We start from the raw sequence: 15,482 nt of genomic DNA, 5'->3' as shown, positions 1-15,482 counted from the left end.
AAAACCAAAACAAAACGTGATGGCTGGACTGTTATGACGCGGGACAAAAAGCTCTCCGCACAATGGGAACACACTATTGCGGTTACGGCAGACGGCTATGAAGTGCTGACTCTGCGAGATGACGAGCGCATTTAACAAACCGGCGCTATACGAGTTGCAATCGAAGCGATTTTCCAACGCCCTTGCGGCCGTTTCAGACCCTGGCATTCTGTAAGCGATCCTTTAACGGCGTCTATACCAGCAAATCGAAAGGAACGAAGATAGTGTCCACTTATCCAAAGATGGACAACGAATGAAAGAGCACAAGATTCGATTATCGCGCCCATTAATTGTGAGGCGCGGGCGAGACGGTCGATGCCTGTATGATAGCTAAGCGGGAGTTGGTAGAAGTTTGCTTGCAACCGGGTATTTCGGTAGCTAAGTTGCGCCGGAATACGGTATCAATGCCAATCTGCTGCGCAAGTGGATGGGGCAATACCGTGAAGCTGGCCGTGCGGGTCGGAACAGTTCATTAGCTTTGCCGGTTTTTGTGCCTGTTCATTCCCTGACCAGTGAAAAATCGGTTGAGTCGATACTCAATGCGGAGTTGCCCAACGGCGTTAAACTGGCGTTACCCTCTGGTGCGCCGCCCGATCTGCCGTTGACGCTGGACGAACTGCCCTGTTCCGTTTCGACGCCGGATTGAAGGTCTACCTGCACCGCGAGCCGATCGATGGCCGCAAGGCGGTCAACGGTTTTGCGCTACTAGGGCTGGGGCGGCTGGGCGTCGTTTAGCCCCCCCCTTGGCTGACCGCTTGGCTTGGCAATTATTGCAAAGGGATAGCTTACATGCCGACGAGACGCCCGTGCCGCAACTCGATCCCAGCAACGGCAAAACCAAGAAAGCCTATCTGTGGACTTATCGTAGCAATGATTTACAACCGGAGTCCAGAATCATCCTCTTCGACTACCAAGCCGATCGCGGCGGCCGACATGCACAGCAGTTTCTAGGTGACTGGCACAGCCACTTGTTGGTGGATGACTGCGCGGGCTATAAAGCCTTGTTTGCCACGACCCGCGCACATCCTGAAACGCAACGCCTGCTCGAACCGTGTATCGAACTGGCCTGCCTGGCGCATACGCGACGCAAATTCTTCGATCTGTTCCAGGCCAGTCAAAGTCCCGTGGCGCAAGAAGCGTTGAATCGCATCGCCAAGCTGTATGCGATCGAAGCCGCAGCACGTGAATCAAGTATCGACGAGCGAAAACAGCGGCGCGCCGAAAACAGCCTGCCGCTCCTGGCCGAGCTACACGACTGGCTACAGCAAACCCGTTTGCGCACCGCGCCCAATAGCGCCACGGCCAAAGCCATCGACTACAGCCTGAAACGCTGGGTTGCATTAACCCGTTACGCCGAAACCGGGGATCTGCCTATCGATAATAATTCGGTCGAGAACAGCATTCGCCCCATTGCCTTGGGCAAAAAGAATTGGCTGTTCGCTGAGTCGGAACGGGCAGGCCAACGAGCCGCCGTCATTCAAACCCTGCTCGGCACCGCTAAACTCAATGGCCTCGATCCGGCTGCCTGGCTAAAAGACACCCTGGAAAAACTCCCCACCTGGCCCAACAGCCGCATCGACGAGCTACTGCCGTTCAATCACAGGGATTAAATCATAGCGGCAACTTGCCGACGATATGGTAGGGCTGGGCGCTTACAATGGGTACAGGTATTCGGCGATGCCAAGATGACCACAGCGCTATTAGACCGCACTACTCATCACTGCGATATCTTGGAAACAGGCAATGATTCCTATCGATTTAAACAACCGAAAAAGGCGGTAGAAAACTAATAACCCTACGCCGTAGCTGGAAACTTTTGGACGATCTTTCCGGGATATTTTTGGAAAATTTTCTAAGCCGTTTGACACCCCGTACTCAGTAAGTGTTTATTAACAGGCTGTGCAAATGAACGGGGCCACTTCTGTTCAAGGATAATCAAAGTCAAAAACAAAAAAAACCGCGACGGTGGGGACCGTCGCGGCTTCGTTATCGATTTAGTGGCTTGGCTTTATTCAGCGGAGACTGGCGCAGGTTCAGGACGGTCTACCAATTCGACGTAGGCCATAGGCGCGTCATCACCAGCCCTAAAACCGCACTTAATGATACGCAAATAACCGCCGGCTCTAGCTTGATAGCGAGGGCCAAGTTCGTTAAATAGTTTGGTAACTACGTCCCGATCGCGCAACTTAGAGAAGGCTTGTCTACGCTTGGCTACCGAGTCGATTTTTGAAAGAGTAATCAGAGGCTCAGCAAGCATACGCAACTCTTTCGCCTTCGGTAAAGTAGTTTTAATCAATTCGTGCTTAAACAAAGAACACGCCATGTTGCTAAATAGCGCTTTTCTGTGGCTGCTGTTTTTATTAAGCTGTCTTCCAGATTTACGGTGTCTCATTTTTATGCCTTATATTTCAAATGCCTGATTGTGACTGATCCGCCAGATTCTCCGGCGGCCAGTTTTCAAGCCTCATACCTAGCGACAGACCTTTGATTGCCAAGATGTCCTTGATTTCGGTAAGCGACTTCTTTCCCAAGTTAGGAGTACGCAACAGCTCAACTTCGGTGCGCTGAATTAGGTCCCCGATGTAGAAAATATTTTCGGCTTTCAAACAATTTGCGGACCGTACCGTCAACTCCAAATCGTCAACTGGGCGCAGTAGAATGGGGTCGAAAGTTTCCTCTTCAATGACAACTTCCTCTTCTACTCTTTCGTTAACTTTTTCAAAGTCAACAAAAACCGATAACTGATCGTGGAGAATGGAAGCAGCCAATTTGATGGCCTGTTCGGGATCGACGGTGCCGTTGGTTTCTAATTCAATGACTAATCGATCGAGGTTCGTACGCTGCTCGACACGCGTGCTTTCAACATGGTAGGCTACTTTGACGATTGGACTAAAAGAAGAATCGACCATCAAAACGCCGACCGGCGCGTCCTCATTTTGTTCCTTTCTAACGCTGGCCGGAACGTACCCTCTACCTCTCTCGATCTTAATTTTTACATTCAACGCACATTCGGGTTGCGTAATGTTAGCGATTACTAGATCCGGGTTAATGATTTCCACATTATGGGGCAAGTCAATATCGCCAGCGAAAACAGGACCGACGCCTTTCTTTGAGAGAGTAAGAGTAACCTCGTCTCGAGAATGTACTACGACCGCAAGCTTCTTAAGGTTTAAGATAATATCGATGACATCTTCTTGAACCCCTTCGAGCGTTGTAAACTCATGCAACACCCCTTCGACCGAAATCTCGGTCACAGCGCAACCCGGAATGGACGATAACATGACGCGACGCAACGCGTTACCCAGAGAATGCCCAAAACCGCGCTCTAAAGGCTCAATAACAATTCTTGAGTGGTTGGCCGTTTCGTTAACAACTTCGACAAGTCGGGGTTTTAAAAGGCCGCCAATAGAACTCTGCATAACTTAAATCCTGGGCTTATTTTTACTTGGAGTAAAGTTCGACGACCAACTGTTCGTTGATGTCGGAACCTAAATCGATACGATCCGGTACAGACTTGAATACACCGATCATTTCTTTAGCGTTCACTTCAACCCAAGCCGGAAAGCCGTATTGTTCGGCAACAACTAGAGCGTCTTTAATGCGTTGCTGAGACTTCGACTTTTCCCTAATTTTGATTTGGTCACCGACCGAGACCTGAAACGAAGGAATGTTGATCAGTTTGTCATTAACCATAACCGCCTTATGAGATACCAGCTGACGCGCTTCGGCACGGGTCGCAGCATAGCCCATTCTGTAAACGACGTTATCCAGACGACTTTCGAGAAAATCCAGCAAATTCTGGCCCGTGGCGCCTTTCTTTTGGTCGGCAGCTTTGTAATAGTTACGAAATTGCTTTTCGAGAACGCCGTAAATTCTGCGTAACCGTTGTTTTGCCCTTAATTGAAGCGCGTAGTCGGAGTTTCTTGTGCGTTTAGCGCCATGCTGCCCGGGTCTTTGGTCTAACTTACACTTGGCCTCTAGAGATTTCCCTCTACTTTTCAAAAATAAATCAGTACCTTCCCTACGGCTCAGTTTACAAGCAGGGCCGAGATATCTTGCCATTGTCTACTCCACTATCCTAAACGCGACGTTTTTTTGGTGGACGGCAACCATTGTGAGGAATGGGAGTGACGTCCACGATGTTTGAAATTTTAAAACCCATGCTGTTAAGCGACCGAACGGCTGATTCTCTTCCGGGCCCGGGTCCTTTAATCATGACATCAAGGTTCTTCATGCCATATTCCTGCGCAACAGCGCCTGCTTTTTCCGCTGCTACCTGAGCCGCAAAAGGCGTACTCTTTCTGGAGCCACGGAACCCAGAGCCACCAGATGTCGCCCAAGACAGAGCATTGCCTTTGCGATCGGTGATAGTAACAATAGTGTTGTTAAAAGAAGCATGGACATGAGCTATGCCGTCAGCGACTTCTTTCTTAATGCGCTTTTTTACACGATTTTGGGTTGCCATCTAACTTGCCTTTCTGAAAATCTTACTTAGTAACTGGTTTTCTAGGACCTTTACGAGTCCTGGCGTTGGTTCTGGTACGCTGCCCCCTGAGAGGCAGTCCACGCCGATGCCTGATCCCGCGATAGCAGCCCAAATCCATCAAACGCTTAATATTCATAGACACTTCACGACGCAAGTCGCCTTCGACTGTCATACCTGAAATAACTTTCCGAATCGCTTCGACTTGCTCTTCCGTCAAGTCTTTAATCTTAACGGTTGGCAAAACCCCGATTTGATCGCAGATGTTTCTGGCAGTCTGCCTGCCAATCCCATAAATCGCTGTTAGCGCGATTTCCGCATGCTTATGGTCAGCCACGTTAATACCGGCAATACGAGCCATTCAGATACTCCAAACACAGTGCTATAAGGTAAAACGGGGGATTATATCACCCCGAAAAATAAATCACAAAAACAAATCAGCCTTGACGCTGTTTGTGCCGCCCGTCCTTGCAAATTACGCGGACAACGCCATTTCGTTTGATAACTTTACAACTTTTACAGATAGTTTTTATTGAGGCGCGCACTTTCATGGCTGACTCCTTAAATTAGATTAGGACTTTTTCAGATTGGCTTTTTTCATTAATCCCTCGTACTGCTGCGACATCAAATGCGTTTGCATTTGGGATATAAAATCCATCACAACCACAACGATAATCAGTAAAGACGTACCGCCGAAGGAAAAAGGAACGTTCCAATATACAATTAAAAATTCAGGTAACAAACAAATTAGAGTGATGTATACCGCTCCGATTAGTGTCAACCGTGTCATGACTTTATCGATGTAGTGCGTTGTGTGCTGACCCGGCCGAATACCAGGAAGATAAGCACCTGACTTTTTTAAGTTCTCCGCTGTTTCTTTTGAGTTGAATACCAAGGCGGTATAAAAAAAGCAGAAAAACACGATAGCAATTGCATAGCAAAGCACATAAATGGGTTGCCCTGGAGACAGCACAGAAGAAATATCCTGCAGCCAGGCGAAGCCATCGACATTTCCGAACCAACCAGCAATGGTAGCCGGAAACAAGATGATGCTTGACGCAAAGATCGGCGGTATCACGCCAGCCATATTCAACTTTAACGGCAGGAAAGAGCTTTGACCACCATATACTTTATTACCTTGCTGCCGTTTCGGGTAGTTGATAGTAATCCTTCTCTGACCTCGCTCGACGAAGACGACGACCCCAGTCACAGCAATAGCGAGAACAAACAAGAGGACTATGAACGCTCCGTTCATTTCGCCAGTCCGCGCAAGTTCAAGGGTTCCACCAATCGCCGAAGGCAAGCCGGACACAATCCCGGCAAAAATCAGCAATGAAATCCCGTTGCCAATTCCACGCTCGGTCACTTGTTCGCCCAGCCACATCAAAAAGATTGTGCCGGTTACAAGCGTAATCGTGGTTACAACCACAAATCCGACGCCGGGCTGTATGACTACAGCCAAACCACCGGCAGTCTGGTTCTGCAAAGCAACCGAAATACCCACCGATTGAAACGTCGCTAAAACGACTGTGCCGTATCTAGTGTATTGGGAGATTTTACGGCGACCGGATTCACCTTCTTTCTTTAGCTGCTCCATCGCGGGGATGACGATTGTCATCAGCTGCATGATAATGGAAGCTGAAATGTAGGGCATAATCCCTAGAGCAAACAGACTGAGGCGCATCAAAGCCCCGCCAGAGAACATGTTAAACATGTTCAATATAGACCCTGACTGCTGCTCAAACATGGTTGCCAGAGCTTTGGGATCAATGCCAGGCACGGGAATATGCGCACCAATGCGATAAACTACAAACGCCCCCAGCACAAACAGGAGCCTTGATTTCAACTCCGCAAACCGAAACGTTCCAGCGGCGACATCAAACCCTTTCGCACTCACGTTAAGCCTCTACTTTGCCACCAGCGGCTTCGATAGTTGATACCGCTCCCGCCGTTACACTCAATCCTTTAACAGTAAAAGCACGAGTTACAACGCCCGTGTTTACCACTTTGATTTTTTTTGTGAAAACAGGGACGACATTCCTGGCAATTAAAACCTGGATATCAACAACCTCTTCACTAAGTGAGTTAATTTCGGACAATCTTACTTCAGAGGTGAATTTTTTAAGATGCGACGTAAAGCCAACTTTAGGCAGCCGCCGTTGCAACGGCATCTGCCCACCTTCGAAACCAACCTTATGAAATCCCCCGGCACGCGCTTTTTGCCCTTTATGTCCGCGTCCACAAGTTTTGCCATCGGTGCAGCCCACGCCCCGCCCGACTCGTTTCGCCTTTTTTCTAGCACCGTCAGATGCTTGGATCGTATTTAAAAACATTAGACTTCCTCAACCTTAACCATATACGCGACTTTATTAATCATCCCGCGATTCTCAGGAGTATCAATAACTTGCACCGTCTGTCTAATTTTTCTCAGCCCAAGGCCTTTCAAACACTCTTGGTGACTTTTCAAACGACCGTTTTTGCTCTTGGTCATCGTGACACTTAATACTTTGTCAGACATATGCTTATCCTGTTATTTGTTCAACGGATAGGCCGCGCTTCACGGCAATCTGTTTAGCATCTTTCATGGAGGTCAATCCATTAATAGTCGCTCTCACAACATTGATAGGATTACTGGTCCCAATGCATTTTGCCAAGACATTGTGCACGCCAACCACCTCAAACACAGCGCGCATAGCACCGCCAGCAATGATTCCAGTACCGTCAGAAGCAGGTTGCATATAAACCTTTGCCGCTCCAGTGTCGGACATAACGGAATATTGCAATGTGCCGTTGATCAGCGCTACTTTGCGCATATTTTTTCTTGCCTGCTCCAGTGACTTTTGGATGGCAACTGGAACTTCGCGCGCCTTAGACACGCCATAACCCACGCGACCGTCACCGTCACCGACTACAGTCAGCGCCGCGAACCCGAACACTCGCCCGCCTTTCACTACTTTTGCAACTCGTCTTACTGATACGAGTTTTTCCTGTAAACCATCTGTACTACCTTGCGCTGGTGCTGTTGCCATGATAACCCCTTAAAACTTCAATCCGGCTTCGCGGGCGGCATCAGCCAGTGCCTTTACGCGACCATGATATTTAAAACCTGAACGATCGAAAGCAACTTCAGTGACACCTGCCGCCAATGCTCTTTCCGCTATCACGCGACCAACTTCAGAAGCCGCATTTGTGTTGCTAGTATTGGATAACGCACTTTTTATATCGTTTTGAACTGTAGAAGCCGCAGCCAAAGTCGTTTTGCCGTCCGTGCTCAGGACTTGCGCATAGATATGCTGAGAGGTCCTGTGTATGGTTAGCCGATTAACGTTCAGTGCCTTAATTTTTGAGCGCAAGCGCAGAGCTCTTTTCATTCTGGATGACTTTTTATCCATCACTTCACCTATTTTTTCTTAGCTTCTTTGCGAGCAACGTATTCGTCAGCGATTCGCACACCTTTGCCTTTATAAGGCTCAGGCGGCCGTAACGCTCGAATTTCTGATGCCACTTGGCCAACCCGTTGTTTATCGCTACCTTTAATCAGAAGCTCGGTTTGAGTGGGCGCTTCAATTGTGATGCCATCAGGAATCGGATATTCGACTGGATTCGAGTAACCGAGCGCTAACGTCAGCAGATTCTCTTTAATTTGAGCCCGATAACCAACACCAACTAACAGCATTTTCTTAACGAAGCCGTCGGAAACTCCGACAACCATATTGCCGATAGAAGCTCTGGCCGTACCCGCTTGTGCTTTGGCGCCCTTACTAGCAGCGTCCCACTTAATGCGAATAAGGTTATCTTGTAACTCTAGGTCTACAGCTTCGTTCAAGGTAAAGGACAACTCGCCAAGCTTGCCTTTAACCAACATATTTTTTCCGTCCAATTCAATTTCAACACCGGGTGGAACGGTAACCGGCGAATTTGCTACTCGCGACATAATTTATCCAGTAATGATTAGCAGACGGTGCAGATAATTTCTCCGCCATGACCTATCGCGCGAGCCGCCCTGTCAGTCATAACGCCGCTTGATGTGGAAACAATGGCTATCCCCAATCCGCCTAACACTTTAGGCAACTGATCCTTTGACCGATAGATACGTAAGCCGGGGCGACTAATACGTTTTACATTTTCGATTACAGGAACACCGTTGTGGTATTTCAAATCGACAGTCATTTCGGTGTGAGTACCGTTAACCTCGGTTTTATAATCGCTAATGTAACCTTCCTCTTTCAAAACTTTAGCGATTGCCAACTTAAGCTTCGATGAAGGTACTTTGACGCTTTTTTTCCCAGCCGCTTGACCGTTTCTTATCCTGGTCAGCATGTCTGCAATTGGATCTGTCATGCTCATAAATTAATCTCCAAAAACTCTTTTTAAACCGGGCTTACCAACTAGCTTTGGTCAAGCCTGGAACGTCGCCGCGCATAGCCGCTTCCCTCAGCTTATTGCGACCGAGCCCAAATTTGCGGTAGAAACCGTGCGGACGCCCGGTCAGGTTGCAACGGTTGCGTAACCGTGACTTACTTGAGTCTCTCGGCAGTTTTTGGAGTTGTAATTGCGCTGCTTCTTTCTGTTCAAAGGAAGTGTTTGGCGAGCGAATAAGCTCTTTTAACTCTTTTCTCTTAGCGTCAAATTTTTTAATTAAACCAGCGCGCTTTGATTCGCGTGCTATCATCGATTTCTTAGCCATTTCTATGCGCCTCTAGTTTTTGAACGGAAAATTGAAAAGCTTCAACAGAGCCAAACCTTCTTCATCGGTTTGAGCCGTTGTCGTAATACAAATGTCCATACCACGAAGCGCATCGATCTTGTCGTAATCAATCTCTGGAAAAATAATTTGCTCTTTAATACCTAGAGAGTAATTTCCACGTCCGTCAAAACTTTTAGAACTCATACCGCGAAAATCGCGAATCCTAGGAATCGATATCGTAATCAACCGATCTAAAAACTCGTACATCCGGTCGGCTCGCAACGTAACCTTGCAGCCGATCGGCATGTCGTCCCTAATTTTAAACCCAGCGATAGACTTTCGAGCCAAAGTGACTACCGCTTTTTGACCGGAAATTTTTTCCATGTCTGCTACAGCGGATTGCAAGACTTTTTTATCGGCTATAGCTCCGCCCACGCCCATATTCAGCGTAATTTTTGTCAGTTTCGGAACTTGCATAACGCTTTTATAACCGAATTGGCTGACCAAAGCCGGGACAATTTCCTCTTTGTATTTTTTTTCTAATCTAGCCATTTCAATTACCCTCAAAGCTCGACGCTCTCGTTTGTTGACTTAAAGAACCTTACTTTCTTCCCATCTTCAAGGATTCTAAAACCAACACGATCACCTTTCTTTGTTTTTGGGTTATAAAGCGCTACATTTGAAATGTCGACCGGCAAGTTCTTATCGACGATACCGCCCGACACGCCTAAATTAGGGTTTCCACGTTGATGCTTTTTTACAACGTTAATCCCGTCAACCAGCACTTTGGAGTTATCTAAGATTCTAGTAACTTTGCCAAGCTTTCCTTTGTCTTTACCGACGATGACTATCACTTCATCGCCTTGTTTAATTTTTTGCATCCGAACCCCTCGCTTATAAAACTTCTGGCGCCAATGAAATAATTTTCATAAACTTTTCGCCCCTAAGTTCACGAGTAACAGGCCCAAAGATGCGGGTACCGATTGGTTGAAGTTGGTTATTTAAAATGACCGCAGCGTTACCATCAAAACGGATTACCGACCCATCAGACCGACGTACGCCCCTTTTTGTTCTGACAACTAATGCGTTGTAAACATCACCTTTTTTTACGCGCGTTCTTGGCATGGCATCTTTTACGCTCACCTTAATAATATCGCCAATTCCGGCGTACCGACGGTGAGAGCCACCTAGAACCTTGATACACATGACCTTTTTTGCGCCGCTATTATCGGCGACGTCAAGGCTAGTTTGCATCTGAATCATCTTTAATTTCCCAACTTATTTAAATTATTTGCCTGAAGACTCTACGACTTCCAACAATGTAAAAGATTTCCGCTTAGAAATAGGGCGGCAGGACGCGATCGTAACGATATCGCCCTCTTGACAGATATTGTTCTCGTCATGTACAAGTAACTTTGTTGAACGCTTTATATACTTGCCGTAAACCGGATGTTTAACCAAGCGCTCTACAAGCACTGATGCGGTTTTATCCATTTTGTTACTTACAACGCGTCCGGTTACCTTGCGTACGCTATCTAAATTGTCGCTCATAATCACGCTCGCGCCATTTCGCCAAGAATAGTATTGATCCGCGCGATGTCTCTTCTGACTTGCTTTACTTGGCTAGATTTCGACAGCTGCCCAGTGCCTTTTTGCATCCGCAGGTTGAATTGTTCCCTCGACAGCTCCAGTAGATTTGACTGAAGTTCGTCGCTTGTTTTGGTTCGTAATTCTGACGCTTTCATTACATTATTGTCCGTGCAGAGAAGGTAGTTTTTACCGGCAATTTCGCAGCAGCGAGCTCGAATGCTTCTCGCGCCATTTCTTCGGAAACACCTTCGATTTCAAACAGCATAGTACCAGGCTTGATTTGAGCGACCCAGTACTCGACACTACCCTTACCTTTACCCATCCTAACTTCTAACGGCTTTTTGGTAATGGGTTTATCCGGGAAAATTCTAATCCAAATTTTTCCTCCGCGTTTTACGTGGCGACTAATCGCACGACGTGCCGCCTCAATTTGACGGGCCGTCATTCTACCACGGCTTAGCGCCTTTAAGCCATATTCGCCGAAGCTGACAGACGAACCACGCAAAGCGGTCCCGTTATTTCTGCCTGTGTGTTGTTTACGAAATTTTGTTCTTTTGGGTTGAAGCATGTCTATTTACTCCTTCAACTACTTCTTACTTTCGGCGTTTAAAGAGGCGGTATGGGCATCAATATCGAATACCTCGCCTTTAAATATCCAGACTTTTATACCAATAATGCCATAAGTGGTTTTTGCTTCAGCTGTACCGTAATCAATATCTGCTCTCAGAGTATGCAATGGAACCCGTCCTTCGCGATACCACTCGGTTCTTGCGATTTCTGCGCCGTTCAACCTGCCAGCTACCGTAATTTTGATACCTTCCGCGCCTAGACGCATCGTGTTGGTAACAGCTCTTTTCATAGCGCGCCGGTACATAATTCTTTTTTCCAACTGCTGAGCGATGCTTTCGGCAACCAGATAGGCATCAAGCTCTGGTTTGCGAATCTCTTCTACATTCAATTGCACGGGAACACCCATCATCGCAGAGACGCTTTGACGCAATATATCAATATCTTCGCCCTTTTTGCCGATGACAATACCGGGCCGTGCGGTATGCACTGTGATATTTGCGTTGTTCGCCGGCCGGTTTATCTGGATGCGACTGACCGAAGCATGCGCAAGTTTTTGTTTGATATATTCGCGAACCTTAAGATCTTGCAGCAGCAGTACAGGGTAGTTCTGGCTATTTGCATACCATCTAGAAGTCCAATCTTTTACAATCCCGAGACGAATCCCAGTGGGATGTACTTTTTGTCCCATTTTCTACCTCTATTTCTCTGCTACTTTAATGGTTATGTGACAAGTTCTCTTAAGGATATGATTTGCACGTCCTTTAGCTCTTGCACTTACGCGTTTTAGCGTTCTACCTTCGTTAATGAAGACCGTCGACACTTTTAGCTCATCAACGTCAGCGTTTTCGTTATGCTCTGCATTTGCAATCGCAGATTCCAGAACTTTCTTAACGATCGAAGCGGCTTTTTTAGAACTGAAATTCAACAGGTTTAGCGCTTTTTCAACCGGCAATCCACGAATCTGATCGCCAACTAATCTTGCCTTCTGAGCAGAAAGCGGAGCATTGCTCAATTTTGCTGATACTTCCACATTCACTCCTTATCTCGATTTTTTGTCAGCAATATGGCCCTTGTAGGTTCTTGTTGGCGAAAACTCACCCAACTTGTGACCAACCATATTTTCGGTAATCAAAACTGGTACATGTTGCTTACCGTTATGAACCGCTATGGTCAGACCCAACATCTCAGGACTAATCATCGACCTTCTAGACCAGGTTTTAATCGGTTTCCGATTATTCGCTCGAACCGCTTCGTCTACTTTCTTCAACAAGTGGTGATCGATAAATGGACCTTTTTTAATTGAACGTGGCACGTCAGATACCTCTTATTTTTGCTTACGGCGTCTGACAATCATATTGTCAGTACGTTTATTTTTGCGCGTTTTGTAACCCTTGGTAGGCGTGCCCCAAGGAGAGACAGGATGCCTACCTCCAGACGTACGACCTTCACCGCCACCATGAGGATGGTCAACCGGATTCATCGCAACCCCGCGTACGGTCGGGCGAACCCCGCGCCATCTTTTAGCACCAGCTTTTCCTAATGAAATCAAGTTGTGCTCGGAGTTAGAGACCTCACCAACGACGCCCTTACAATCGGCGGAGACTTTACGCATCTCACCGGAGCGCAGACGCACTGTCACATAGGCACCATCTTTCGCAACCAATTGCACCGATGTACCCGCGCTACGGGCAATTTGCGCGCCTTTTCCTGGCTTCAATTCTACGCAGTGCAGCGTGGTGCCTAGCGGCATATTCCTTAGCGGCATGCAATTGCCGGGTTTAACCGGTGTCGTTTCGCCACTGACGATCTCCTGGCCAACCTCAATTCCTTTTGGCGCGATGATATAGCGGCGTTCACCATCTTTAAACAATATCAACGCAATATTTGCAGTCCGATTTGGATCGTATTCAATTCGCTCAACAACCGCAGGAATTTCAGTCTTGTTTCGTTTGAAATCGATAATTCGGTAGAACTTTTTATGTCCTCCCCCGATATGGCGCGTAGTAATCCGCCCCATGTTGTTACGACCGCCAGTGTTACTATTTTTGTCCAGTAGTTGCGCAAATGGCTTACCCTTATGCAAATCATTATTTTGTACACGCACTACAAACCGAGAACCTGGAGATGTCGGCTTTGATTTCAGAATAGCCATGCTCTTCTACCGCTCCTAATTAACCTTGTTAAAACTTACTATGCCGTTGCCAATTCAATACTGTGGCCGGCTTCCAGCTTTATGTATGCTTTTTTCCAATCTGACCGCTTGCCAATGCTTCGCCCAAATCGCTTTATTTTTCCTTTGACGTTCAAAACGCGAACCGATTCGACTTTCACATTGAACATCAGCTCAACCGCGTGCTTAATTTGTAACTTACTGGCAGTTTTTTGAACTTTAAAAACAAATTGATTGTTTTGATCAGCGGCATTTGTGCTCTTCTCAGAAATAATCGGAGCTTGCAAAACGTTCGCTAATCTAATTTTTTGAGCACTCATGCTAACCGCTCCTCGATTTGTTTCAACGCAGCCGCAGTAGCAATTACTTTATCAGCCGACACCAAAGACACTGGATCAACGCTTGTCGGCGTTACGATTGCAACGTAGGGAATATTTCGGGCGGCGAGAATAAGATTTTCATTCAGGTCATCAGCAACAACCAGCAGACGTTTTACGTCGATCCCACTGATTTTTTTCAGAAACTCCTTCGTTTTTGGTACCGCAGGCGTAAGGTCATCGCACACAGCAAGACGCCCCTGCCTTAAAAGCTCTGAAAAAATTGAGCGTATGCCAACTTTATACATTTTCTTATTCAATTTTTGTTCAAAAGAACGTGGCTTCGCTGCAAACGTAACACCACCGGTTCGCCAAATTGGACTGCGGGTACTACCTACCCGAGCCCGGCCGGTACCTTTCTGACGCCAGGGCTTCGCGCAGCCGCCACTAACATCCGAGCGACTTTTTTGCGCTTTTGTGCCTGCGCGGGCACCAGACATATATTTAGTAACTAGTTGATGCACCAGCGTCTCGTTGTATTCTTGACCGAATACGGCATCAGAGACTTCGAGCGCTTGAGCTGCGTCTCCACCGTTTATTGCAGGTATTTGCAAACTCATAAATTTACCTTATTAACCTTTCTTGACTGCTGGCTTGATGACGACATCGCCACCCTTCGCACCGGGAACCGCGCCCCTGACCAGGATTAATCCTCTCTCAGAATCGACCGAATGAACCGTAAGGTTTTGAACCGTGGTTTTCACCGCGCCCATTTGGCCGCACATTTTCTTTCCCTTGAAAACCCGCCCAGGCGTCTGATTCATACCATTTGAACCGGGCACGCGATGCGAACGCGAGTTACCGTGCGTAGCATCCTGCGTCCGAAAATTATGTCTCTTAACCGTACCGGCGAAACCTTTACCGATACTAGTACCGGAGACATCGACTTTTTGCCCAGCTTCGAAAACATTTACATCCAATAGCGAGCCCGGCGCCAAATCGACACCCTGGTCGCCACTCAGGCGAAACTCCCACAGCCCTCTACCGGCCGTGACGTTGGCAGATGCATAATGACCAGCCATTGCTCTATTGACTTTCGAAGACTTAATATCGCCAGCGGCAACCTGCACCGCGCGGTAACCATCTTTTTCGATACTTTTCACTTGTATGACTCTATTTGAGTCAATTTGGAGCACAGTTACTGGTACCGCTGAACCGTCTTCGCAAAAAATTCGGGTCATACCACATTTTCGACCAATAAGACCTATTGACATCTGCCAATCCTCAAAATTATTACTTACCGCTTATTTCAGCTTAATTTGTACGTCTACGCCAGCCGCCAGATCTAATTTCATCAAGGCGTCGACTGTTTTGTCGGTCGGCTCGACTATATCAAGCAACCGTTTATAAGTTCTCAACTCGTACTGGTCGCGAGCATCTTTGTTAACGTGAGGCGAAATAAGTACTGTGAATCTTTCTTTTCTAGTAGGCAAAGGGATCGGGCCCTTAACTTGGGCACCGGTCCTTTTCGCTGTCTCTACTATCTCTCCGGCGGATTGATCGATGAGTTTGTGATCGAACGCCTTCAATTGGATTCTGATAGTTTGATTTGCCATGGTTAATTAC

Annotated in this window: 29 protein-coding genes and 3 pseudogenes; 4 read left to right on the top strand and 28 right to left on the bottom strand. The window is 47.2% G+C overall.

Annotated features, from left to right (window positions below):
• The 4 genes and pseudogenes from AC3B8H_RS11095 to AC3B8H_RS11080 all read left to right on the top strand — a co-directional run.
• Nucleotides 1-135, top strand: a pseudogene (locus AC3B8H_RS11095) (type I methionyl aminopeptidase); the annotation flags it as partial.
• A gap of 394 nt (nt 136-529) precedes the next feature.
• Complete coding sequence (locus AC3B8H_RS11090) at nt 530-685, top strand: hypothetical protein (RefSeq protein ID WP_488441639.1); 156 nt, start codon at nt 530-532, stop codon at nt 683-685.
• A 94-nt stretch (nt 686-779) separates the two neighbouring features.
• Nucleotides 780-1,649 (top strand): annotated as a pseudogene (tnpC, locus tag AC3B8H_RS11085) (IS66 family transposase); the annotation flags it as partial.
• Nucleotides 1,650-1,694: 45 nt separating this feature from the next.
• Nucleotides 1,695-1,829 (top strand): annotated as a pseudogene (locus AC3B8H_RS11080) (ATP-binding protein); the annotation flags it as partial.
• 218 nt (nt 1,830-2,047) lie between these two features.
• Here AC3B8H_RS11080 and rplQ read toward each other — a convergent pair.
• From rplQ to rpsJ, 28 genes are all read right to left on the bottom strand, one after another.
• On the bottom strand, nt 2,048-2,431 hold the full coding sequence (gene rplQ, locus AC3B8H_RS11075; RefSeq protein WP_488441638.1) for a 50S ribosomal protein L17: 384 nt from the start codon (nt 2,429-2,431) through the stop codon (nt 2,048-2,050).
• Between the two features lie 16 nt (nt 2,432-2,447).
• The gene (locus tag AC3B8H_RS11070; RefSeq protein ID WP_488441637.1) at nt 2,448-3,458 is read right to left on the bottom strand and encodes a DNA-directed RNA polymerase subunit alpha; all 1,011 of its coding nucleotides are present in this window, start codon (nt 3,456-3,458) and stop codon (nt 2,448-2,450) included.
• A gap of 22 nt (nt 3,459-3,480) precedes the next feature.
• Complete coding sequence (rpsD, locus tag AC3B8H_RS11065; protein WP_488441636.1) at nt 3,481-4,101, bottom strand: 30S ribosomal protein S4; 621 nt, start codon at nt 4,099-4,101, stop codon at nt 3,481-3,483.
• Between the two features lie 16 nt (nt 4,102-4,117).
• A complete protein-coding gene (gene rpsK, locus AC3B8H_RS11060) occupies nt 4,118-4,504 on the bottom strand; it encodes a 30S ribosomal protein S11 (RefSeq protein ID WP_488441635.1) in 387 nt (128 codons plus the stop codon).
• A 22-nt stretch (nt 4,505-4,526) separates the two neighbouring features.
• Nucleotides 4,527-4,883 (bottom strand): 30S ribosomal protein S13, encoded by a 357-nt coding sequence (gene rpsM, locus AC3B8H_RS11055; protein ID WP_064028896.1) that lies wholly within the window; start codon nt 4,881-4,883, stop codon nt 4,527-4,529.
• A gap of 76 nt (nt 4,884-4,959) precedes the next feature.
• Nucleotides 4,960-5,073: a 50S ribosomal protein L36 gene (gene rpmJ, locus AC3B8H_RS11050; RefSeq protein WP_082885534.1), complete on the bottom strand. Its 114-nt coding sequence runs from the start codon at nt 5,071-5,073 to the stop codon at nt 4,960-4,962.
• A 20-nt stretch (nt 5,074-5,093) separates the two neighbouring features.
• Complete coding sequence (secY, locus tag AC3B8H_RS11045; RefSeq protein ID WP_488441634.1) at nt 5,094-6,419, bottom strand: preprotein translocase subunit SecY; 1,326 nt, start codon at nt 6,417-6,419, stop codon at nt 5,094-5,096.
• A gap of 1 nt (nt 6,420) precedes the next feature.
• The gene (gene rplO, locus AC3B8H_RS11040; protein WP_488441633.1) at nt 6,421-6,855 is read right to left on the bottom strand and encodes a 50S ribosomal protein L15; all 435 of its coding nucleotides are present in this window, start codon (nt 6,853-6,855) and stop codon (nt 6,421-6,423) included.
• Nucleotides 6,855-7,040, bottom strand: a complete 186-nt coding sequence (gene rpmD / locus AC3B8H_RS11035; RefSeq protein ID WP_488441632.1) for a 50S ribosomal protein L30 — start codon at nt 7,038-7,040, stop codon at nt 6,855-6,857. Before rpmD ends, rplO begins: the two co-directional genes overlap by 1 nt.
• 4 nt (nt 7,041-7,044) lie before the next feature.
• Nucleotides 7,045-7,551: a 30S ribosomal protein S5 gene (rpsE, locus tag AC3B8H_RS11030; protein ID WP_488441631.1), complete on the bottom strand. Its 507-nt coding sequence runs from the start codon at nt 7,549-7,551 to the stop codon at nt 7,045-7,047.
• A 9-nt stretch (nt 7,552-7,560) separates the two neighbouring features.
• Entirely contained in the window at nt 7,561-7,914 is a 354-nt protein-coding gene (rplR, locus tag AC3B8H_RS11025) for a 50S ribosomal protein L18 (RefSeq protein WP_488441630.1), read from the bottom strand.
• Nucleotides 7,915-7,922: 8 nt separating this feature from the next.
• Nucleotides 7,923-8,456, bottom strand: coding sequence for a 50S ribosomal protein L6 (gene rplF / locus AC3B8H_RS11020; RefSeq protein WP_488441629.1), 534 nt, complete (start codon nt 8,454-8,456; stop codon nt 7,923-7,925).
• Between the two features lie 17 nt (nt 8,457-8,473).
• Nucleotides 8,474-8,869 (bottom strand): 30S ribosomal protein S8, encoded by a 396-nt coding sequence (rpsH, locus tag AC3B8H_RS11015; RefSeq protein WP_064028911.1) that lies wholly within the window; start codon nt 8,867-8,869, stop codon nt 8,474-8,476.
• A gap of 34 nt (nt 8,870-8,903) precedes the next feature.
• A complete protein-coding gene (rpsN, locus tag AC3B8H_RS11010) occupies nt 8,904-9,209 on the bottom strand; it encodes a 30S ribosomal protein S14 (protein WP_488441628.1) in 306 nt (101 codons plus the stop codon).
• 12 nt (nt 9,210-9,221) lie between these two features.
• On the bottom strand, nt 9,222-9,761 hold the full coding sequence (rplE, locus tag AC3B8H_RS11005) for a 50S ribosomal protein L5 (protein WP_488441627.1): 540 nt from the start codon (nt 9,759-9,761) through the stop codon (nt 9,222-9,224).
• Between the two features lie 11 nt (nt 9,762-9,772).
• Complete coding sequence (rplX, locus tag AC3B8H_RS11000) at nt 9,773-10,090, bottom strand: 50S ribosomal protein L24 (protein WP_488441626.1); 318 nt, start codon at nt 10,088-10,090, stop codon at nt 9,773-9,775.
• Nucleotides 10,091-10,103: 13 nt separating this feature from the next.
• Nucleotides 10,104-10,472 carry a 50S ribosomal protein L14 gene (rplN, locus tag AC3B8H_RS10995; protein ID WP_064028920.1) on the bottom strand — a complete coding sequence of 123 codons (369 nt, stop codon included), beginning with the start codon at nt 10,470-10,472 and terminating at the stop codon, nt 10,104-10,106.
• A gap of 24 nt (nt 10,473-10,496) precedes the next feature.
• A complete protein-coding gene (gene rpsQ, locus AC3B8H_RS10990; RefSeq protein ID WP_488441625.1) occupies nt 10,497-10,760 on the bottom strand; it encodes a 30S ribosomal protein S17 in 264 nt (87 codons plus the stop codon).
• Between the two features lie 2 nt (nt 10,761-10,762).
• Nucleotides 10,763-10,954 (bottom strand): 50S ribosomal protein L29, encoded by a 192-nt coding sequence (gene rpmC / locus AC3B8H_RS10985; protein ID WP_488441624.1) that lies wholly within the window; start codon nt 10,952-10,954, stop codon nt 10,763-10,765.
• Complete coding sequence (rplP, locus tag AC3B8H_RS10980; protein ID WP_488441623.1) at nt 10,954-11,367, bottom strand: 50S ribosomal protein L16; 414 nt, start codon at nt 11,365-11,367, stop codon at nt 10,954-10,956. Before rplP ends, rpmC begins: the two co-directional genes overlap by 1 nt.
• 18 nt (nt 11,368-11,385) lie before the next feature.
• Complete coding sequence (gene rpsC, locus AC3B8H_RS10975; protein WP_488441622.1) at nt 11,386-12,057, bottom strand: 30S ribosomal protein S3; 672 nt, start codon at nt 12,055-12,057, stop codon at nt 11,386-11,388.
• A 9-nt stretch (nt 12,058-12,066) separates the two neighbouring features.
• Nucleotides 12,067-12,399 carry a 50S ribosomal protein L22 gene (rplV, locus tag AC3B8H_RS10970; RefSeq protein ID WP_488441621.1) on the bottom strand — a complete coding sequence of 111 codons (333 nt, stop codon included), beginning with the start codon at nt 12,397-12,399 and terminating at the stop codon, nt 12,067-12,069.
• A gap of 9 nt (nt 12,400-12,408) precedes the next feature.
• A complete protein-coding gene (gene rpsS, locus AC3B8H_RS10965) occupies nt 12,409-12,681 on the bottom strand; it encodes a 30S ribosomal protein S19 (RefSeq protein WP_488441620.1) in 273 nt (90 codons plus the stop codon).
• Between the two features lie 12 nt (nt 12,682-12,693).
• Nucleotides 12,694-13,521, bottom strand: coding sequence for a 50S ribosomal protein L2 (rplB, locus tag AC3B8H_RS10960; RefSeq protein ID WP_488441619.1), 828 nt, complete (start codon nt 13,519-13,521; stop codon nt 12,694-12,696).
• Nucleotides 13,522-13,559: 38 nt separating this feature from the next.
• Nucleotides 13,560-13,859 carry a 50S ribosomal protein L23 gene (gene rplW, locus AC3B8H_RS10955; protein ID WP_488441618.1) on the bottom strand — a complete coding sequence of 100 codons (300 nt, stop codon included), beginning with the start codon at nt 13,857-13,859 and terminating at the stop codon, nt 13,560-13,562.
• A complete protein-coding gene (rplD, locus tag AC3B8H_RS10950) occupies nt 13,856-14,476 on the bottom strand; it encodes a 50S ribosomal protein L4 (protein ID WP_488441617.1) in 621 nt (206 codons plus the stop codon). Before rplD ends, rplW begins: the two co-directional genes overlap by 4 nt.
• Nucleotides 14,477-14,488: 12 nt before the next feature.
• Nucleotides 14,489-15,130 carry a 50S ribosomal protein L3 gene (gene rplC / locus AC3B8H_RS10945; RefSeq protein WP_488441616.1) on the bottom strand — a complete coding sequence of 214 codons (642 nt, stop codon included), beginning with the start codon at nt 15,128-15,130 and terminating at the stop codon, nt 14,489-14,491.
• A gap of 30 nt (nt 15,131-15,160) precedes the next feature.
• Nucleotides 15,161-15,472: a 30S ribosomal protein S10 gene (gene rpsJ, locus AC3B8H_RS10940; protein ID WP_020484801.1), complete on the bottom strand. Its 312-nt coding sequence runs from the start codon at nt 15,470-15,472 to the stop codon at nt 15,161-15,163.
• Nucleotides 15,473-15,482: the final 10 nt, after the last annotated feature.

The sequence above is a fragment of the Methylomonas sp. BG-2 genome (genome assembly GCF_057766305.1).
The sequence above is the reverse complement of the archived record's forward strand: the minus strand, read 5'-3'. Positions and strand labels throughout refer to the sequence as shown.